The organism is Phyllobacterium phragmitis, from assembly GCF_002980495.1.
Classification (GTDB): Bacteria; Pseudomonadota; Alphaproteobacteria; order Rhizobiales; family Rhizobiaceae; genus Paramesorhizobium; species Paramesorhizobium phragmitis.
The window spans coordinates 75,001-94,963 of the sequence record NZ_PVBR01000006.1; the positions used below are offsets into that span (position 1 = coordinate 75,001).

General features: G+C 59.2%; 16 protein-coding genes and 5 pseudogenes. 6 read left to right on the forward strand and 15 right to left on the reverse strand.

What is annotated here, in order from left to right:
- Positions 1–71 precede the first annotated feature (71 nt).
- The 7 genes and pseudogenes from C5748_RS09920 to C5748_RS09950 all read right to left on the reverse strand — a co-directional run bounded on the left by C5748_RS09920 (position 72) and on the right by C5748_RS09950 (position 8,255).
- Positions 72–1,313: a branched-chain amino acid ABC transporter substrate-binding protein gene (locus C5748_RS09920; protein WP_105741787.1), complete on the reverse strand. Its 1,242-nt coding sequence runs from the start codon at positions 1,311–1,313 to the stop codon at positions 72–74.
- 135 nt (positions 1,314–1,448) lie between these two features.
- Complete coding sequence (locus C5748_RS09925; RefSeq protein ID WP_105741788.1) at positions 1,449–2,342, reverse strand: SDR family NAD(P)-dependent oxidoreductase; 894 nt, start codon at positions 2,340–2,342, stop codon at positions 1,449–1,451.
- A 129-nt stretch (positions 2,343–2,471) separates the two neighbouring features.
- Positions 2,472–3,158, reverse strand: coding sequence for a TetR/AcrR family transcriptional regulator (locus C5748_RS09930; protein ID WP_245428956.1), 687 nt, complete (start codon positions 3,156–3,158; stop codon positions 2,472–2,474).
- A 209-nt stretch (positions 3,159–3,367) separates the two neighbouring features.
- Positions 3,368–4,555 carry an acetyl-CoA C-acyltransferase gene (locus C5748_RS09935; RefSeq protein WP_105741790.1) on the reverse strand — a complete coding sequence of 396 codons (1,188 nt, stop codon included), beginning with the start codon at positions 4,553–4,555 and terminating at the stop codon, positions 3,368–3,370.
- A gap of 63 nt (positions 4,556–4,618) precedes the next feature.
- Entirely contained in the window at positions 4,619–6,202 is a 1,584-nt protein-coding gene (locus C5748_RS09940) for an AMP-binding protein (protein ID WP_105741791.1), read from the reverse strand.
- 519 nt (positions 6,203–6,721) lie between these two features.
- Positions 6,722–7,314, reverse strand: a pseudogene (locus tag C5748_RS09945) (NADPH-dependent F420 reductase).
- A gap of 542 nt (positions 7,315–7,856) precedes the next feature.
- Positions 7,857–8,255 (reverse strand): winged helix-turn-helix transcriptional regulator, encoded by a 399-nt coding sequence (locus C5748_RS09950; protein ID WP_105741792.1) that lies wholly within the window; start codon positions 8,253–8,255, stop codon positions 7,857–7,859.
- Between the two features lie 47 nt (positions 8,256–8,302).
- Between C5748_RS09950 and C5748_RS09955 the strand changes: the two genes are divergently transcribed.
- Both C5748_RS09955 and C5748_RS09960 read left to right on the forward strand, forming a co-directional pair.
- A complete protein-coding gene (locus C5748_RS09955) occupies positions 8,303–9,112 on the forward strand; it encodes an SDR family NAD(P)-dependent oxidoreductase (protein WP_105741793.1) in 810 nt (269 codons plus the stop codon).
- A gap of 188 nt (positions 9,113–9,300) precedes the next feature.
- Positions 9,301–9,480, forward strand: a pseudogene (locus tag C5748_RS09960) (SDR family NAD(P)-dependent oxidoreductase); the annotation flags it as partial.
- A gap of 48 nt (positions 9,481–9,528) precedes the next feature.
- Here C5748_RS09960 and C5748_RS28830 read toward each other — a convergent pair.
- Positions 9,529–9,903: pseudogene (locus C5748_RS28830) on the reverse strand (FAD-dependent monooxygenase); the annotation flags it as partial.
- Between the two features lie 18 nt (positions 9,904–9,921).
- Here C5748_RS28830 and C5748_RS29300 point away from each other — a divergent pair.
- The gene (locus C5748_RS29300) at positions 9,922–10,125 is read left to right on the forward strand and encodes a hypothetical protein (protein WP_342588354.1); all 204 of its coding nucleotides are present in this window, start codon (positions 9,922–9,924) and stop codon (positions 10,123–10,125) included.
- A 99-nt stretch (positions 10,126–10,224) separates the two neighbouring features.
- On the opposite strand, the gene C5748_RS09970 is transcribed toward C5748_RS29300, so the two are convergent.
- The 3 genes and pseudogenes from C5748_RS09970 to C5748_RS09975 form a co-directional block, all read right to left on the reverse strand.
- Positions 10,225–11,118: an alpha/beta fold hydrolase gene (locus C5748_RS09970; RefSeq protein WP_105741794.1), complete on the reverse strand. Its 894-nt coding sequence runs from the start codon at positions 11,116–11,118 to the stop codon at positions 10,225–10,227.
- A gap of 36 nt (positions 11,119–11,154) precedes the next feature.
- The gene (locus C5748_RS27845) at positions 11,155–11,397 is read right to left on the reverse strand and encodes an NAD-dependent epimerase/dehydratase family protein (protein WP_158259837.1); all 243 of its coding nucleotides are present in this window, start codon (positions 11,395–11,397) and stop codon (positions 11,155–11,157) included.
- 708 nt (positions 11,398–12,105) lie between these two features.
- Positions 12,106–12,414, reverse strand: a pseudogene (locus C5748_RS09975) (transposase); the annotation flags it as partial.
- Between the two features lie 150 nt (positions 12,415–12,564).
- Here C5748_RS09975 and C5748_RS09980 point away from each other — a divergent pair.
- Together C5748_RS09980 and C5748_RS09985 are read left to right on the forward strand one after the other, a co-directional pair.
- Positions 12,565–12,792: pseudogene (locus C5748_RS09980) on the forward strand (GNAT family N-acetyltransferase); the annotation flags it as partial.
- A 656-nt stretch (positions 12,793–13,448) separates the two neighbouring features.
- Positions 13,449–14,477 (forward strand): GNAT family N-acetyltransferase, encoded by a 1,029-nt coding sequence (locus C5748_RS09985; protein ID WP_105741796.1) that lies wholly within the window; start codon positions 13,449–13,451, stop codon positions 14,475–14,477.
- Positions 14,478–14,481: 4 nt separating this feature from the next.
- Here C5748_RS09985 and C5748_RS09990 read toward each other — a convergent pair whose 3' ends face one another.
- The gene (locus C5748_RS09990; RefSeq protein ID WP_105741797.1) at positions 14,482–15,807 is read right to left on the reverse strand and encodes an NAD(P)/FAD-dependent oxidoreductase; all 1,326 of its coding nucleotides are present in this window, start codon (positions 15,805–15,807) and stop codon (positions 14,482–14,484) included.
- 227 nt (positions 15,808–16,034) lie between these two features.
- Here C5748_RS09990 and C5748_RS09995 point away from each other — a divergent pair, with 227 nt between their 5' ends.
- Positions 16,035–16,511 (forward strand): Lrp/AsnC family transcriptional regulator, encoded by a 477-nt coding sequence (locus C5748_RS09995; protein ID WP_105741961.1) that lies wholly within the window; start codon positions 16,035–16,037, stop codon positions 16,509–16,511.
- Between the two features lie 10 nt (positions 16,512–16,521).
- Here C5748_RS09995 and C5748_RS10000 read toward each other — a convergent pair whose 3' ends face one another.
- Genes C5748_RS10000 through C5748_RS10010 form a run of 3 tightly spaced genes read right to left on the reverse strand, consistent with a single transcriptional unit; the run spans position 16,522 to position 19,961 of the window.
- The gene (locus tag C5748_RS10000) at positions 16,522–18,165 is read right to left on the reverse strand and encodes an ABC transporter ATP-binding protein (protein WP_105741798.1); all 1,644 of its coding nucleotides are present in this window, start codon (positions 18,163–18,165) and stop codon (positions 16,522–16,524) included.
- Positions 18,166–19,014, reverse strand: a complete 849-nt coding sequence (locus C5748_RS10005) for an ABC transporter permease (protein ID WP_105741799.1) — start codon at positions 19,012–19,014, stop codon at positions 18,166–18,168.
- Positions 19,011–19,961 (reverse strand): ABC transporter permease, encoded by a 951-nt coding sequence (locus C5748_RS10010; protein ID WP_105741800.1) that lies wholly within the window; start codon positions 19,959–19,961, stop codon positions 19,011–19,013. The genes C5748_RS10005 and C5748_RS10010 overlap by 4 nt, the downstream gene beginning before the upstream one ends.
- Between the last annotated feature and the right edge of the window lie 2 nt (positions 19,962–19,963).

Genomic DNA, 19,963 nt, shown 5'->3' on the forward strand with positions numbered 1-19,963 from the left:
CGCGCAGTCTGAGGTCCGGCAGATGGACGAGGCGCCGCGATAAAGGATCGCGACGCCTCCTCGACCCGACCTTATCCTGGACGCTTCATTTCGCAGGTGGTCGGAACGACCGTATCCTTGGCAGCGACTTCGCCGATCTTGGTCCAGCCCCAGCCGGTGTTCTCCTCGTCGAAGGACTCGCCATCCTTGAGCGGACCGAAGCTGGAGATGAACAGCGGCTGGAACAGCTGGTGATCCTCTTTGCGGATAAAGCCGTCGCCGCCGCTGGAGAAGGTCTTGTATTCCATGCCCTCGAGCTTGGGGATGAAGTCGGCCGGATCGCTCGATTTGGCTTCCTCGACCGCCTTGAACAGCAGGCCGGCGGTGTTGAAGATGCGCGGGAAGACCACCGGCGCATCCTTGTAGCGGTCGATATAGGCCTTGATAGTCTTGTCGGCCTCGGGATAACCGAGATTGTTGATGCCTTCGTTGACCTGGTAGACCTGGCCCGCGAGATCGGCCTGCTTGATCGCGGTCGGACCACCGGCAGCACCGGCATAATAGGTGAACCACTTGACCTTGAGGCCCGCCTGGCCGGCTGCCTTCAGGAGCAGCGAGAAGTCCTGACCCCAGTTACCGGTAATGACGGCGTCGGCGCCGGACGCCTTGATCTTGGCCACATAGGGCGCAAAGTCGGTGATCTTGACCAGCGGATGGAACTCGTTGCCGACGACCTCGATGTCGGCCCGCTTTTCCTTCAGCATCTTGACCGCCGCATCGGCGACCGCATGGCCGAAAGAATAGTCCTGGTCGATCAGGTAGATCTTCTTGATGTCAGACTGGTCCTTGATGAAGTTGGTCAGCGCGGCCATCTTGACGTTGACATTGGCATCGAAGGAGACATGCCAGTAGCTGCACTTCTCGTTGGTCAGGACCGGATCGATGGCGCCGTAGTTCAGGTAGACGATGTGCTTGTCCGGGTTGCGGCGGTTATACTTTGCGACGAAATCCTCGATCGCCACGCCGACCGACGAGCCGTTGCCCTGGACGATGATGCGGACACCCTCGTCGATCGCCTTCTGCACCTGCACGAGGCTCGTCTGGGCGTTGACCTGGTTGTCGTAGCCGATCACCTCGACCTTCTCGCGATTGATGCCGCCTTTGGCATTGGCTTCGTCGGCGATGAATTTCAGATGGTTGAGGCCGATCTGGCCGACGCTTGCCGCGCCGCCGGAAAGCGGATCGACATAGCCGATCTTCAGCGTATCTTCGGCCGCCGCATGACCGGCAACCAGCGAGACGGCGAGCGCCGTCGTTGCAAATAGATGTTTCATCCGTAAGTTCCTCCTCCTTGCGAGAACTCTCGTCCCGCCTCCCGTTTTTCTGCCTGGTTCTGCTCTTCAATCACCATCACCGTCCGATCCTCGGTCGGAAGGGAATGGATCGCCGCCACGCTGGTGGCGGCGAATTCAGCCGTGTGCGGTCCGCCCGGCGTTCTGCGCCGTAGCACTCGCCACCTCCCGTTCGAGTTGGGTAAAGCCGTAGGCTGGCACCATCTCGCCGGCGCGGTCGCGGATCTGCGGCCAAGCGGCAACGACCGCCTCGGGCGCACTGTCGTCATTGGCAATCTGCACGCCTTCGGTCAGGGTGACATTGGCGGCGGCGAAATGGCCGGCACCGGCACAGAGAATGGCCCGGGTCGGTGCCTCTTCGCCGGCAAGGGCCAGAAGTCCGTTGCTCACCCGCTCCGGCAGGAGTTCGGCCAGCGCCTCGGGCGCCAGCAATCCGTCGGTCATGGCGGTCGCCGCCGTCGGCGCCAGGCAGTTCACCCGGATGCCGTATTTCTCGCCCTCGATCGAAAGCGTCTGCATCAGCCCGACCAGCGCCATCTTGGCAGCGCCATAGTTCGACTGGCCGAAATTGCCGTAGAGCCCGGAGGAGGAGGTGGTCATGACGATGCGGCCATAGCGCTGCTCGCGCATGATCTCCCAGGCCGCCTTGCTACAGACGACGGCGCCCATCAGGTGGACGTCGACGACCTGCCGGAAGTCCTCGATGCTCATCTTGGCGAAGCTCTTGTCGCGCAGGATACCGGCATTGTTGACCAGAATGTCGATGCGGCCCCAGCGGCCCATCGCCTGCGCCACCATCTCGGCCACCTTGGCCTCGTCGGTGACCGAGGCTGCAAAGGCGATCGCCTCGCTGCCGGCGGCAATGATCTCGTCGGCGACCTTGCGGGCGGCCTCCTCATTCATGTCGTTGACGACGACGCTGGCACCAAGCCGTGCGAGCAGAAGCGCGTGAGATCGACCAAGACCTCCGCCTGCGCCCGTCACGATGGCTATGCGACCTGAGAGCTTCATTCGTCTCCTCCTGACAACAGGTTCTGTTACATTCACTCACTAGTGAATTAACGATCATCATGCAAGACAATCTTTTGGTTTGCCGGGCGCTCAGTGGTGGAAAATCAGCGAAAAGGCACCCGCTGGAGATCAATCCTTCTTCTTGCCGCAGAGCGCCAGGAAGCCGGCGGCCATGAAGGTCGCCATGCGCTCCTTGGCCGCCAGGAAATCATCGGAGCGGCAAAGCCCACCCGAGAGCTTGTCGAGGCGACCGGTGCGGGCAAGCGTCAGCATCAGCCCACCGGTCAGGAAATGGTAGCTCCAGAAGATCTCTTCGGGCGCGCAGTCGGGCAGAGCTCGTTTCAGGATGTCGATCAGGCGCAGCACGACCGGATCGAAATATTCATCCATCAGCTCGGCGCCCCATTCCGGCGTATTGGCCACCTGGGCGCCGAGCGCTGCGTAATTGCGCCAGCCTTCTCCGCCCTCGATATAAAGGTCGAGATCGGTATCGAGAAAGGTCCGCAATGCGCCCTCGACCGTCGGCTTGCCGTTGCAGACCGCCTCGTAGTCGTCGAGCATCTTCATCCGCCGTTCGCTGGTCACCACGGCGCGGCGCGAAAAGACAGCGTCGAAAAGCTTCTTCTTGTCGTCGAAATAGTAGTTGATCAGCGTGTGATGCACGCTGATCGACTTCGCCACGTCCTTCAGGGTGACGCCGTGGAGGCCGTGGCGGGAGAACAGATATTCGGCTGTGTCGAGGATCTGCTCGATCATCTCGGTGCGCCGCTCAGCCTTGACGGACCTTTTGGGCGGCGATTTTCGTTCTGCGGGCACGGGCGAACCTTTCTGTCTGGGTCGGGGCAGGGGGCATGCACAGGGGAAAAAGCCCGGTCCGGTTCATCGGGCATAGCGCCACGAAACCGGTCCGACACCGCCCGACCGTTGAAACACCGCCGCCTTCAACCGGCATTTGTCTTGCCGCATTCATGGCTTGGCGGTCGCGCCCCGTCAATCTTTGCTCGCTGGTGAGCGAAGATCTCAGCTCAGCGGTTGATCTCGAACAGGGCCGCAGCGCCCATGCCGCCGCCGATGCACATGGTGACCACCACATAGCGCACGCCGCGGCGCTTGCCCTCGATCAGCGCATGGCCTGTAAGCCGGGCACCGGTCATGCCATAGGGGTGGCCGATCGAAATGCCGCCACCATCGACATTGTAGATCTCCGGATCGATACCGAGATGATCGCGGCAGTAGAGCGCCTGGACGGCGAAGGCCTCGTTCAGCTCCCAAAGGCCGATATCCGAGACCTTCAGGCCATGTGCCTTCAGAAGCTTCGGGATGGCGTAGATCGGGCCCATGCCCATTTCCTCTGGCGCGCAGCCGGCCACCGCCATGCCGCGATAGATGCCCAGCGGCGTCAGCCCGCGTTGTTCGGCAAGCCTGGCATCCATCAGGATCGCAGCCGACGCACCATCCGACAGCTGGCTGGCATTGCCGGCGGTGATCACGCCGCCTTCGATCACCGGTTTCAGCGTGGCCAGACCCTCGAGCGTGGTCTCCGGGCGATTGCCCTCGTCGCGGTCGAGGGTGACCGAGCGCTCGGAGATCTCACCGGTCCCTTTGTCCTTGACCAGCATGGTGGTGGAAAACGGCACGATCTCGCGGTCAAACCGCCCGGCGGCCTGCGCTTCGGCGGTCCGCTGCTGCGACTTGAGGGCATAGGCGTCCTGGGCATCGCGGCCGATGCCATATTTGCGGGCGACGAATTCGGCCGTCTGCAGCATCGGCATATAGGCGTGCGGCACCTTTTCGACGACCGCCGGATCGAGATCCTTCTGCACCCAGGCGAAATAATTGTCCTGCACGGCCGAGATGTTTTCCTGGCCGCCGGCGGCTACGACATCCATGCCGTCGACGATGATCTGCTTGGCGGCGGTCGCGATCGCCATCAACCCTGAGGCGCATTGCCGGTCCATGGTCTGGCCGGACACGGTCGCCGGCACGCCGACGGCAAAGATGCTGTTGCGGGCAAGGTTCATGCCGGCGGTGCCGGCCGATAGCACGGTGCCGAGCACGAAATCCTCGATCTCGACGACATCGATACCGGCCCGCGCGATCGCCTGCGACAGTACATGGCCGGTCAGGCTCGGCGACTTGGTTGCATTCAGGCTGCCGCGATAGGCCTTGCCGATGCCGGTGCGCGCAGTGCTGACGATGACGGCTTCTCTCATGGTCTTCCTCCTTGACCGGACGGCGGCTCCCCCTATTGCTGGCGGGAGCGGCTTTCCGAGATCCTATGCCTGGCCGTGTTCGGCTCTCAGTTTCACCTTGTCGATCTTGCCCGTCGCGGCCTTCGGCATCGCTTCCAGGCGCACGACCCGGTCGGGGATCCACCAGGACGCCACCCGGCCCTTCAGCGAGGCCAGCAGGTCCTCGTCGCGCACCTCCCGATCGCGGCGCATCTCGACCAGCAGCAGCGGGCGCTCTCCCCATTTGAGGTCGGGCCTGCCGATCACGGCGGCCAGCGACACGTCCGGCAGCGCCCCGATGATCGCCTCGATCTCGGCCGGGTTGATCCATTCGCCGCCGGATTTGATCAGGTCCTTGGCCCGACCGGTGATCGTCAGGTTGCCGTCCCGGTCGATGCGGGCAAGATCGCCGGTGGCAAACCAGCCATCCCTGTCGGTTGCAGGCTCGTCCTGGCCGAAATAGCGCTCGACCACGGCAGCACCACGCACCCGAAGGTGCCCCTCGATGTCGCGCTGCTCCGGCAGGGCTGTCCCCCCGGCATCGGTCAGCAGAAGATCGACGCCGATCGCCGGCCGGCCCAAGAGGTCGGCCCGGCGTTCGGGATCGCCGGGAAATGCCACGGTGCCCGACGGCGAGAGCTCGGTCATGCCCCAGCTGGTCTGGGCGGTAACCCCGAGCCGCTCCTCGATCCGCCGCATCAGGGCCGGGGGCAGGGGCGCGCCGCCGACCAGGACGCGCTCCAGCGTCGGCACGTTGCCGCCATGGATTTCCAGATGCTCGACAAGCCCGAGCCAGAGGGTCGGCACGCCAACGGCAAGGGTCACGTTTTCCTCGTTGATGAGTCTGGCCAAGCCCGCCCCATCGGAGACGCGGCCGGGCAGCACCAGCCTGGCACCGACGGCCGGCGCGGCAAACGGCAGCCCCCAGGCATTGGCATGAAACATCGGGACGACGGCCAGCACGGTGTCCCGGCGGCTGATCGCGAAGATGTCGGCCTGCAGCAGGCGCAGGGTATGCAGGAAACTCGAGCGGTGGGTATAGGTGACGCCCTTCGGCGCCCCGGTCGTGCCCGAGGTGAAGCAGAGGCCGGACGGCGAGGTCTCGTCGAACTGCCCCCATGGAACATCGGCCACATCGCCCTCGAGCAGGTAATCCAGCAGCGTCACATCGATATTGCAGGGACTGCAGTCGCAGGGCCCGTCGATCACCAGGATATGGCGCAGGCACGCGCAGGCCGCCGCAAGTTGCCGCGCCAGAGGCTGCAGATCGGCGCTGACGACCAGGATCTCCGGCTCCGACTGACGCAGCATGGCGGCAAGATCTGCAAGCCCCAATCGCGGGTTCAGCGTGTGGCAGATCGCGCCCATGCCCATGATGCCGTACCAGACCTCGACATGATCGGCCGTGTTCCAGGCAAGCGTCGCCACCCGATCACGCAATCCGACGCCCAACTGCGAGAGGACACCAGACAGGCGCCGGGCGCGGTCATGCAGCGCGTCATAACGGATGCGGCGGGTAGAGCCATCGGCAAGCGCCGTCACCACCTCCACCTCCGGATTCCATCTGGCTCCATGCTGAATGAATTTCTCGACCGTCAGCGGAAATGACTGCATGCTTCCGTCGATCATGGCGCTTCCTTCAAACTGGCACGTCTTGCGCGGGCAACGCCGGCCGGAATGGGATGGCTTAGCCCAGCTGTGGCTTCCCGCTTGGACAGACAATGCGTCGACATCCTTGGCGTCGATCAATGAGCCAGGCCGCGACAGATGTCAATATTCACTCTCCAGTGCGTGAATAAAAACATCGAATCGCCATGGTTGTCTGCTATGTTCCCACTAATGGGCGCCAGGGTAGCGTCGCCTTAAGTTCCACTGGGCGAGTTGGACTCCGCAGTGTTGACTTCATCCCACATTTGGCAACGCGATTTCCCGCCAGATGGCCATGGTCTCAGTACGAAGTTTACGGTGCTCTGCAACGGTTTGATCTTTGACGCGAAGATGACGACGGCGCTGATGCCGCGGGAAAGCTCAGCCGAGAAGGTTGACCCCGATTGCGAAGTTGGTGTGCTTGAGGAGGCCAGCGACAGCAGGCAGACCGTGCACCAGCGTCCGCGCCACGAGCGGCGAACCGGCGTCCATCGGACGCAGTCAGTCGAATTTGACCAGGTCCTTAAAGATCAGATGACGCCAGCTAATTCCTCGCGCTTGGACGAGCGGCCCACCTTCCGACAGCCCGCCAAGTTTGATCGGCGAGAAACCGAGATTTTCCGCGAGCGTACCAATCTCCGCCACAGCGTCGTCATGTCGCTCGCCAGGAACACGACTCTCCTGCCACCCTTTACGGCGGGATCCTGGTCAAGGGTGGCAGCGATCAGATGGTTGAAGCTCTTGACCATTCTTGCACCAGAGAAAGCCTGCGCTATGAACTTGGAAGAAGGCTGTCCGCCCAGTTGCTCAGGGGCACGCCATAGGCATTGGTCACATCGACGATGGTCTTCCCCCGCCAGGTGGGCAGTGCGTTCGCGACATCCGGGTGCGACTCGAAATGAACTGCCAAAAGATGATGTCCGCCTTGACCGCATCCGCCAGCTTCTTGGGAATGATCGTAGGCCCGATCGCGACCGCATCGGCTGCAAAGCTTTCCGGGTCGCGCGTGGTTGCCACGGATACCTCGATACCCTTGCGGCAAACGCCTTGGCTAGAGCTTGGCCAACATTGCCGAAGCCGATAATTGTGTTTATTTTCCTTTGCTTTACCACGCCCGGTCGAGCGCTGAATATCGAATGGAACCCGTCCAGGCGTAGCGGGTCAGAGTTGGGCCAGGCCTCTGCCGATCACACTGGATAAGTTGCTTTGAAAAATACCTGCCAATGTGTAGCAGGAAATAAAAGCAGCCTTTGCACGATGGTGACCAAGACTGGCAGCCGTACCAATATTGCTGCCTGTCGCGGTCGCACCAGTCCGCTCGGGCGCCGACGCGACAGACGCGTGTGAGCCAGTTGTTCCAGGCGTCCGCTTGTCCTGGAGCAGTTATAAAACGTTGAAGCGTGACAGAGACTTAATGGAGTCGTGCAGCCCCGGAGGCAGATAAGCCGAGTGGCTCCATCGCCGCGACTTTCGCGATCCACGCTGCCCCAGCATTGCAGACAGAGTTACGCTCATACATACGGCCCAGCGGCGCCGGACGACGTGTTCGAAGCCAAGCGTTTATGACATTGAACCAGATGGAGTTTGGGGCTTTACACGAGATCTTGAAGGTAATGGTGGGCAGGTTCGTATACCATCAAGGCGTGAGGTCCGCCCCTGAAATATCGCCATGACGACGAGAAAATTCCCTCACCGACATCAGGACCGGCAAGAGGCCGTGACCAGCATCGGTAAGTCTGTACTCGACATGTGGAGGCTGCTTCTGAAAATCGGTCTTCAGCACAAGTCCGTCGTTCTCCAGTTCTCGCAGATGTTGCGTCAGCATTTTCTGCGAGATGCCTGGTATGTCCCGCAACAACTGCGACGTTCGCATCGACGGATCTGCAAAAAGACGGAACAGGATCGGCAGCTTCCATCGTCCACTGATCATACGAAGGACTCTGGTGACATGTGCGACCGAACCGTCCGGGCCAAGGCAAACATTGTTTTCCTCGCGTTCGATAGGCACCTTTAAGTGCGTAATTGCCTCATTCATCGTCCTGTCCTCTTATCCCGTCCAGACATTAACATGGGATTTGTACGATGGATTTGAAACTCGACGGCAAGGTTGCTCTGGTGACCGGCAGCAGCAAGGGCATCGGCGAAGGAGTGGCCAGAGGACTGGCACGCGAGGGTGCCATCGTCATCATCCACGGCCGCAACAGGCTCAAGGCCGAGGAGGTTGCACACGACATTTCCGTCGAGGGCGGGCGAGCCCATGTCGTCATCGGCGACCTGACCAACGAAGACGAGGTCCAGCGCCTTGTCGATGAGGCGCAGGCTTTCGTCAACCCCGTCGAGATCGTCATCAACAATGCGGGTGGTTCCGGCGAAGCCGAGGACTGGACTACGACGCGTTCTGAGACGTGGGCGGCGGGGTATGATCGCAACGTCCTTGCGGCCGTTCGGGTCACCTCACGTCTTCTGCCAGGTATGCGGGCGGCAAAATGGGGAAGGGTCGTCAATATCTCCAGCCTCGCGGCACTGATGCCTCCGTCGAAGAGACCTGACTACGCGGCAGCAAAGGCAGCCATGATCGCAATGACCGCCTCTCTGGCAAAGGCCGTGGCGTCAGATGGCATCACCGCCAATACCGTTTCACCGGGAACCATCCATAGCGCCAGCCTCGACGCAGCGTTCCGGACGGCCGCAGTAAATCACGGCCTTGCGTCGGAAGCACCATGGACAGACATCGAACAGACGGTGCTTCCTATGTTTGCACAGGTTCCTATGGCACGGGTGGGAACGCTCGAAGAAATCGCCGATGCCATCGCATTTCTTGTCAGCCCACGGGCCAGCTACATCACCGGTGCCAACATTCGGCTTGATGGAGGAATGTGGCCGGGACTGTAACCTGTCCCGGCAGGTCATGGATTAGCCAACCTGACACGCGCCGTCATAGATTCGATCTTGAGACTATGGTCGGGACAAACTCGACAAGGTGACGTCGGACCCATTTCGTCTCGTCCGCCACTGTTCGCCCAAAGTGCCGTTTAAGGTCGCGACTGAACCGCAAGACAGCCCTGATCACCGGAAGTTCGCGCCGCATCGCGGTGCCAACCCATCCTGCCTATGCTGCTTCCAGGGGGGCGCTGGAGACATTAACACTCGCGGCGGCACCGGAATTTGCAACTCGTGGGCTCACGGTCAATGCCGTGCTGCCGGGTGTGACGGAGCCGGATATGAATGCCGAGTGGCTGGCATCGCCGGGCGCGCGCGCTTGAGGCCTCTCGGTCTTCTCACCCGTTGGAAAGGACGTTACCGACGTCAGCGTCGCCAGCAAGAAACGGCCGTCCAACGCGGTAGCGCTCTGCAAGGCGGCCAGTTCGTAAGGTGATCATTTGCTGCAGCGCTTGGGCGGACCGCTCGCCCTCGCCCTCCGGCGGGATCGGCGCCCGGATCTGGAAAAGCTCGGTCCCCGGAGCGGGCAAACTGAAACCATTCGCTGCATGTCGCCGCTGTTGAACTGGTGCCAAGCCTGCCAGTCAAGTCCCGATAGCGAGACATCTGCTGCCAGCGCACGTACACCGGGTTTTTCCAGGAAAGTTCACGCCAAGCGAACCTCTTACGAAGCTTCGGCCGCCGTCTGCCCCAATGAGATACCTGCAGCGCACGACCTCTTGATCGGTTGGTCCAGCTAGCCGATAGGGCGAGTTGGGACAGTGGAAGAAATCGCCGATACCGTCGCTTTCCTCGTGAACCCGCGCGCGAGCGATATCACTGGGGCAAATCTGCGGCCTGATGATGGAATGTGGCCCGGCCTTTACGGCGGATCTGAGAAGCGCGTCACGCGCGTGCTCGTACCACTCGCTGCCCGTGCTCCACCGCCCACCTTGATGCGCGGTGGCAGCATTCGTCACGGGTAGAGCACTTACTTGATATTGGCTGCCGCTGCCTTGGATGATGTACCGCAGGCGGCAAACCGTTGATCCGTGGCGGCTCCAAGTCCGGCTACCCGTCAGCGTCTAGGCAACGAATACGCCCCAACTTTGAACGGAGGTTACAGCGTCGACGAAATCCCGTGGCGCCTCCCAAGGCAGATTGTGTCCGCACTCAACGACCCGATGCTCGTGCCGTGCTTTGAACATTGGGGCATGATCGGCCGTTCCGCCAGGCTTTAGCGGGTCCTGTGTTCCGTCGATGGTAATGGCGGGAACGCTGATGGGTGGTTTCTCGGCCAGCCTTGCTTCCAGGTCAGCCAGCGCGGGATCTCCGGCGGTATTCCCGAAGTCGAAGCGATAAGAGTGGATGACGACATCAACGAAATCCGGGTTGTCAAATGAGGCCGCTGACCGCTCGAACGTCTCATCGTCAAAGGCCCAGGTCGGTGACCACTGCTGCCAAAGGATTTTGCACAACTCGCGGCGGTGGAGAGACAAGCATTCCCGGCCGCGCTCGTGCTGAAACAGATGTTGGTACCAGACGGCTTGTTCAAGGCGGGGCTGGTAGGCACGGCCGAGCCGCTCCACGTCGATGATGTCGTAGCCCGCATAGGAGACCAGGCCGGCCACTCGATCAGGCCACAACGCCGATGCGACGCATGAAGCAAGGCCGCCCCAATCATACCCGGCGAGAATGGCCTTCTCGATACCAAGAGCGTCAAGCAGATCGACGACGTCTTTGCCAAGAGCAGCCTGCTGACCGCTGCGCATTGTGGACTTTGACAAAAACCGCGTCGGGCCAAAGCCCCGCAGGTAAGGGACGAGCACCCGCGCTCCCGCGTCCGCCAAGCGAGGCGCGACCTCATCATAGGCGTGGATGTCGTAAGGGAACCCATGACCCAGCACCACGGGCCAACCATCTGGGTGACCGTGCTCAAAGTAAACAATTTCGAGGTTGTCGGTTTTGACGGTTCGCATGAAATTCTCGCGTTGGAAAAAGCCTTGTAAGGCGTTCTATTTGAGCATCCGGCATGGGTGGAGACTATGCACGACGACATCCCACTCGCGAAGCAGCCGGGCAGGCAACGATGTAATCGGATATTCTGCGCCTGGGTCCAGAACGTGCTCGACTTCCGGCAGGATCGGACTGTTATTTGTCCCCCGATGAAAAATCGTGATTTCGGTACCCGTATCATGAAGACGCCGAGCCACATGCGCACCGATGAAGCGGGTTCCGCCAACAATCAAAGCCTTCAATTCTAATTCCTCCACAATCAAACTCGCGTTTGATCAAGGGAAATCTACTTCTCTCGATCCAGATGAGCATCTGTCCCTTTACCAATCGCATAAGTTTATGCTTATTTATATCCAAGTTGGAAGCTGAAACTTTCAGCCCGCCCGCCATGTCACAGCATCTCGCTGTTCCGAGAAGCATAGAGAGGCTAACATCTTGATTTCAGTTCGCTCGAAATATCTTCTCGCGCCCTTCACGGGGCTGGCCCTCTTTTGTCTTTTATGAGAATTCCTTTTAGTCCAGGAAATTCAATGCTCTGCTGTACATATTATATTGGTAGTTCGATCGGGTTTATTCAGGGGTTGATCGGTAAAGAATCCCGACATTATTCATCTATTGATGGAAACTAGTTGTTAGATTGCGGGGCAAACCTGGATGACGATCGTGACGGAGGTACGGGACTGCCTCCTGAGCGATTGGCTTCTTCTCAGGAAGAGGAATAGCATTTGCAACAGCCTTGCGGCGGGCGCGACAATGTCGCTCGGTTCAGACGCCGCGTACCAATCGGACGGCGCGTCGGGATGATATCAATAGTGTCGGGCAACGGACTACGGGCTCGGCTTTGCTGGTCGATCCCGACGTATTTGATGTCAATGAGCGAGCGGGTTGTGTCCCAGGGAGTGATATAGCTTCGGCCGCCTCCGCGGCTTCCAGGCAGAGCCGGGAATGGATCAGCTTGCTGCTGGCAGGCTGATGAGTGGATCATCAGCTCATTGTTGCGATGGTCTCAAGGGTCAATGTTAGCGGAACCGTTGGACTGCCCCTTCGTCGTTCTGTTCCAGGAGCAGTGCACCGACGAGGCGGACGATGGCGTCGTCGTTGGGGAAGATGCCGACGACTTCTGTGTGGCGCTTGATCTCGCCATTGAGTGGGGTTGTCGAATGAAGTTTGGCCCAGTGCTGCTTGGGAAAGGTCATGTAGGCGAGCACGTCCTGCTCGGCACTGTGCATGAGACTGGCGAGTTTCGGCGCCTTGCGCCGGGGTTCGGAATGACCCGGATTACAAAGTCGAACGTTTCCTCCACCATGTCGACTACTCGGTCTTCCCAGGCGCTCATTGCCCTCAATATTGCCCGCGAGTCCGGCGTCGAACGGGTTGTCTAAGCAGTAACGCCACCGGGAAACGGCTATGGCTTGGCATTCTTGCGAGAAGTCTGCCGATGGGTGTTCGACGAATACGATATCGATCGGCTATGGCTTGATTTACTTCCGTCAAACGTGCGCGCTGCGGCCCTTTACCAGGGTCTGGGATTTGTCGAGGAGGGCGTCATGCGCGCATCGCTGCGTGTAGGCGAAAGACGAAAAGATCTCGTTTTGATGTCGTTACTTCGTGAGGAGTGGCAGCGTCTGGGCATTTGAGCTACAGGAAGAGGCCGTGACACTAAGGACATGAACTATGCGGCCCACACTTAAACTGCAAGTTTGCGGGAGGGAGGGGTCAGGGCATATGTGGACGGCCTCCTGTCTGCAAGATGAAGTTTTCTGGAGCGGGTAGATCGCTTGCGGTCATATGTCCGGCCTCTCTATGCGGCCGGGCAACGCCGCAGGCTCAAGATGGAGTACGAGAAAAACGGTGCCAAACAATCGGGCGGCGTCGTTGCGCCGTTTTGCCCTTACCGGCGTTTCCCGCCTCTCGTCTTTCGATCGATCGATCGTTCCGTCTGTTCTTCCTTTTGCAAGTTCCACGCCCCACGGGTAAACCCTTCTTTGCCGTTGGGCCCACTGCGTTGACCACGCGCGTCAGCCGGCAGCACGAAAACCTTAGTGCCTGGTGTAGTCTAACGAAAGGTGAGCGGTGGGGCGGAGCTAAAAAGCAGAGCGATCAACGCGCAGATGATGTCGTTCCCGCTTTGGCTTGACCACCGGAGGCCACGTGCTGTTCCAGAAGGCGGTGGACACGATTTGTTCATAGAAATAGCAAGAACAATCAATGGAGTGAAAAAGCTACAATCTTCAGCATATTGGAATGTGGTGGGAGTTCGCTGTGCTGATCTAAAAGCTTAAGATGCCGCAGGATGCTCGGCAACAGTGAAAAATTTTCCTCGGCCGGGTTTACCTTGCAATGGGTGGTGTGGACAGACTGCAAGCCAGATACGCGTTTTTTGATCTTTATCGTCAGTGGGCAGAATTTCCAAGGAGTGAACATGAGCGAAGTGGCCGAAAACTACAGGATCGCCGGGAGCTTCGATAGCCGGATTGGAGACATCAGAGACGCCAATCTTGAGCAACTCCATCAATTGTCCGTATCCGTGCGCTGGCCGCACCGCGCCGAAGATTGGCAATTATTGAGAACAGTCGGGCGGGGCGTCGTTGCTCTGGATACGATTGATCGGGTGCTGGGCTCTGCCATGTGGTTTCCCTTTGGCGAGACGGTGGCGACGATTGGAATGGTTATAACCTCTCCGCGCCTCCAGGAAAACGGAACTGCGCAGTGGCTGGTGCAGCACATTCTGGAGCGATGCGGCGAACGCGAGATGCGCGTCAATGCGCCTCCGAATGTCCGGCGTTTCTTTAACTCTCTCGGTTTTTCGCAGACCCGCAGCGTTTCGCAATTTCAGGGGCACGTCAGCCTGAAGCCTGCACACAAAGAGCTCCCATCCACCAACGATTTAAGAGAATTGTCGGCAGACGATCTGGAGGCCATGGTCGGTTTGGACGCATTGGCGTTCGGAGGCGAGCGCGCGCAATTGCTTGCGCAACTGCTCAAAGAGGGGAAGGGCTTCGGCATATTTAATAGTGATGTGCTGCGCGGCTTTGCCCTGTTTCGACACTTCGGGCGCGGCGGGGTCATTGGTCCGATCGTGGCATTTACCGAGAGCGAAGCCGTGGCTCTAGTAGCCAAGCATATGGAGAAACGCGGCCGGCAATTTTTGCGGGTCGATACGCCAGTTTCAGGTGGACCCTTTGCCGAGTTCCTCACTGCCAGCGGCCTTGAGCCGGTTGGAAATGTGGTGACCATGGTTCGGTCCCCCGCTGCGAATGATAGCGCGGCTTTTACTGATCATCCCCGGACATTTGGTCTCACGAGCCACACGCTCGGCTAGAGTATCAAAACTCCGCGATCTCTCCCCAGGAGGACGATAAGAAGCGATCCGGGTGGTAGGGGCGCGGGTTCACGATCGGGTCGTATCCGGTAATGATGTCGGCCACCAGGTGGCCGGCACCGGGTGAAATTCCAAATCCGTGACCACTGAAGCCCGCGGCAAGGATAAAGCCGGGAATAGACCGGATTTCGCCGATGGCAGGGACGCCGTCTGGAGTGCTGTCGATAAAACCGGCCCAGGCACCTGTTACGGGTCTGCCGTTCAAGGCAGGCACAAGTTCGAGCGCACGGGCATGGGTCAACGCTACCGTCCCGGTATCGGGAGCAGGATCGAGAATACGCATGCGTTCCATTGGCGTCGGGCGATCCAGCGACCAGCGGCTGAGGGTCTCGTGACCCGCCCGCGCACCTTCTAGGTTTCCAATCGAAAGGCTGCGCCAACGTCGCTTGAACATCGGCAGAAACTCTTTGGTGAAGGCAAGTTTCTGAGGGGTAGGATCGATGCGTCCGAAGCCGCTGATTGCCAGGGTATGGCCGCCATCGCCGCGCTTGGTCAACGATACGGCGGCAGTGTGGAGTGCGTCCGGCACCGTCTCGGCACCCGGGCCGACCGACAACACGGTGGAGCGAATGGAGGCCAGCGGAAAGCGGATGCCTAGCTGGCGGCAGAAAGAGGATGCCCAGGCGCCTCCAGCCAGCACCGCAGTCTGTGTGCAGATAACGCCTTTCTCTGTAACGACGGCGGAGAGACGCCCGGCTGTGGTTTCGATGCCGCGCGCAGCGCAGTCCTGAACGACAGCGCCACCGAGCTTGAGGATTGCTTTTGCCACCGCTGGTGCGGCACGCGCCGGGTCGGCGATACCATCGGTCGGCGCGTAGACGCCACCGCGCCAGAATTTGCCGGTAGTGCCTCCGCGTTGGCTTGCTTCCGCAGGCCCCAACATATGTGTTTCGATCCCTTCACCTTTGGCGAAATCGTTCCAGCGCGCCCATCCGGCGAGTTCTTTTTCGTCATTGCTGAGATAAAGAAGGCCGCTGCGGTAAAACCCGGTGTCTTCGCCAGATGCCGCCTTGAAGTCCTCCCAAAGCGCAAGGCTCTTGGACGCCATGGGCAACTCGCGCGCATCACGGTTCTGCTGGCGGCACCAACCCCAGTTCCGGCTGGATTGCTCGGCACCAATCTGCCCCTTTTCGATGAGCACAACCTTCAAACCGCGCCGGGCAAGATAATAGGCCGAGAAGACCCCGACCACACCTCCTCCGATGATGACAACGTCCGCCTCCGTGGGCAATGTGTCATTGGTCTTTACGGCTTCAACGGGTGCTGGCATGGCTGTCTCCACAATCCTCTTTAAGATAACGGTCTTGTGCCACAAGCGTGACTGCATGCAGGGCTTTGGCAGCATAAAATGCGGTATCCTGACACGCTGTGAGGAGAAACTACCATTCGCGTGAGACCTATCTGGATGTTTTTCCGCGCAGAAGTGATAGTGTTCTCCTAACCGGGAACACGACATATCGTGCTTTGACGTTGCGCATTCTGAGAGGATCGATCATGATGAAACTGGACAGAACCGACATTAAACTCCTCTATGAATTGCAGAAGAACGGCCGCATGACGAATGTCGAATTGGCCGATCTCGTGCATCTGTCGCCAAGTCCCTGCCTGATGCGGGTCAAGCGTTTGCAGCAGGAAGGTTTCATTTCAGGCTATTCCGCGCAGATCAATCTCGCCAAACTCGGTCCCGTTCTCACGGTCTTTACGGAAGTCACCCTGAAGAACCACCGGCAGATGGACTTTGCGCGGTTTCTGACGGCCGTCGGAAAATTTGAACAAGTGATCGAATGCCATCTGGTTTCCGGCGGATACGATTATCTGATGAAATTCGTCACCTCCGGCATTGCCGAGTATCAGGAGATTATGGAGAGGTTGACGGATATGGATATCGGTATCGATAAATATTTCAGCTTCGTCGTGCTGAAGTCACCGATCGTGAAGCCCCATATGCCGTTGCCCTCGCTTTTTCCGCTCTGATTGTTCCGGCTCATGCCGTTAGGATGGGTCGCTCCCTTGCAAGGCTGTCCAGCCAATTCGGGTCGAGTTTCGGAACCGATGAAAACAGCAGCTGTGTGTAGGGATGCTGAGGCTGCGTCATGTTTTCCACGGCCAGTTCCTCGACTGCCTTTCCTTGATACATCACGACGATCTTGTCGCAGATAGCCTGCACCATGGACAAATCATGGCTGATGAAGATGTAGGAGAGCGACAGTTCCTGCTGAAGTTCCCGCAAAAGGTCGATGATGGCAGCGACGACCACGGTGTCGAGCGCTGAAGTTACTTCGTCGCATATGATCAGCTTTGGCTCGGCTGCCAAAGCGCGGGCAAAGTTGACACGCTGCTTCTGCCCGCCGGACAATTCCCCCGGCCGGCGTCCACGCAGGCTTGTGGGCAGACGAACCATATCGAGCAGGGCATTGATTCTCTTCGATTGCGCTTCTCCGGTCAGGCCGTGATAAAATGCCAGAGGCCGGCCCAGAATGTCATCGATAGATCTGGCAGGGTTGAGAGCCGCATCGGCGTACTGGAAAACGATCTGCATTTCCCGCTTTTGCTGCGCAGTCCGCTCCTTGTAGCCGGGGCCAAGCTCGCGGCCATCGAAAATGATGTGCCCGGAAACAGCCGGTAGAATACCGGAAATGGCGCATGCCAGTGTCGATTTTCCGCAGCCGGATTCCCCGACGATGCCAAGGTTCCGGCCTTCGTAGAGTTGCAGGCTGACATTATCGACCGCTTTCACCAAAAGCGAACTATCAATTTTCGACCACCCGTAGCCTGCAACCACATTTTCAACGTCGAGCAATGGGCGCCGCTCGTCTATTTCGTTGAGAACGACGGGAGCGCGGTGGGGTTCGAATGCAGCGATGAGTTCGCGAGTGTAGGGATGCCGGGCTTGTTCGAGGATTTGGACGGTCTGTCCCATTTCCTGAACTTCACCGTTTCGAAGGACGGCGATCCGGTCGGCAAGCTGTGCGACGACGGCAAGATCGTGCGAAACATAGATCGCCGCCGCACCAGCGCGCCGCATCACATCTTTGAAGGCTCGCAGAACTTCGATCTGTGTCGTCACATCGAGCGCCGTCGTCGGCTCATCGAAAATGACGATTTTGGGATTGGCGATCAAGGCCATGGCAGCGGCCAGTCGCTGCAACTGGCCACCGGAGACCTGATGAGGATATCGCTCCCCGATGGTTTCCGGATTGGGCAGGGACAATGCACGAAACAGTTCGATTGCTCTCTGCCTTGCCTCTTCGGCGGGCATGATGCCATGAATCTGGGTCACCTCGATGACCTGATCCATGATTGCTTTTGCCGGATTGAAGGCCAGTGCCGCCGATTGCGGAACATAACTGACCACTGCGCCGCGCAGCCTGGAGCGCTGCTGCTCGCTCATCTGCACGACGTCCTGACCATCCACCATTACCGATCCTGCGGAAATGGAGCATCCGGTGCGCGTATGCCCCATCAGGGTCAGCGCAATCGTCGTCTTGCCCGATCCGCTTTCCCCGATCAGCGCTACGATCTCGCCGGGAACAAGATCGAGGTCTACGTCCTTCACGATCTCGATGCGCCGGTTGGCGTCGGTTTTTGCCTCGACTTTCAGGCCACGAATTTCAACAAGATTGGCCATTCACTCACTCCGGTCGCGAATTTTTACAGGCAGGTTGTCGATGAAAAGATTGACGGCGATGGTCAGGGTGGCGATGGCAATCGATGGCAGGATCACGGCGGGAGCCGCGAATGGCAGACCATCGATGTTCTCGCGCACCAGACCGCCCCAGTCAGCGGCTGGAGGCTGCACACCGAGGCCGAGGAAAGACATGCCGGACAGCAGAAGCACGATGAAAACGAAGCGCAAGCCAAGATCGGTCAGCACGGGGCCGATGATGTTGGGCAGCACTTCCGCTGTGATGATGTGGAACATCTTCTCACCGCGAAGGCGCGCGATCGTGATGTAATCCATGGCGGCGATGTTGACCGCCAGTGCGCGGGCGAAACGATAGGAGCCCGGTGTGTAGATGACCGCCAGCATGAAGATGAGGACGGGTATGGATGATCCTACTGCAGATACGACGACAAGGGCAAAAAGCTTGCTTGGAATGGAGCTCATCGCATCCAGAAACCGGCTCAGGACACTGTCGAACCAGCCACCGGCAACGGCCGCGCTCATGCCCAGAACGACGCCGCAGGTGCAGGCCATGGTAACGGCGGCAAGGGAGATGCCGAGCGTATAGCGTGCGCCATAAACGATGCGGGAGAGCATATCGCGCCCCAGATAGTCGGAGCCGAGCCAGAAATCCCGGGACATCGGGCCGAAATAGTCCTGATCGACGATATCGCCGATTGGATAGGGCGCCAGATGCGGGCCGAGTGCGGCAACGATGAGCCAGAACACGATGATGGCAAGGCCCAGCATTCCCACCACCTTTATCTGGTAGCGCGGGCGACGTCTGGTGGTGCTTGATGTCTCTACTGTCATCGCAACCTCGGATTCGATAGGATGGCAATTAGATCGGCTATGGTCACGAGCAGAAGATATGCCAGGCAGAAAATCATCGCGCAGCTCTGGATGAGCGGCAGATCGCGCGTCGTTACGGCATCAACCATGAGTTTGGCAATTCCCGGATAGTTGAAAATGGTTTCAACGATGATGACCCCGCCAAGCAGATAGGAGAGGGAGAGCGCCATGGCATTGGCAATCGGGCCAAGGGAATTGGGGAGCGCATGGGAAAGCACGAGCCTCTTGCGGGACGCGCCTTTGAGAAGAGCCATCTCGACATAGGGGCTGGCCAGTGCATCAATCACCGCGGCCCGGGTCATCCGGATCATTTGAGCGGATACGACGCAGGTTAAGGTAATCACAGGCATGGCATAGGCCCGCAGAAGTCCGGCCAAAGTGTCGATGTCAGCCGTCAGGGATAGCGCGGGTAGCCATTTCAGATAGACGGCGAAGATTAGCACGGCTGTCGTGGCGACGATGAATTCCGGAATGGAAATCACACCGATCGTGAAAATGGTAACAGCGCGATCATAGAGCGATCCCCGCATAACCGCGGTGGTAACACCCAGAAACAGCGAAAGCGGAACCGCAAAGGCCGTCGTGACCGAAGCGAGTTTCAACGAGTTCAGCAAGCGGCGACCAACCATGTCGGCGACGGGCATGTTGTTTGAATAAGAAATACCAAGATCGCCGTGAAGAAAAGCCAATATCCAGCTAATGAACCGGGTAAAGGCGGGTTCATCGAGATGCATTGCCTTGCGCAGACCCTCGATTGCTTCAGGGGTGGCGGACTGCCCGAGAAGAATCGTTGCCGTATCACCGGGTAGAAGTGTCGTTGCAACGAAGACGATCACCGCAATGATCAGAAGCGTGATCAATGAGATGATGATCCGGTTGGTAATCAGAAAAAGAATATGTTTGTTCACGG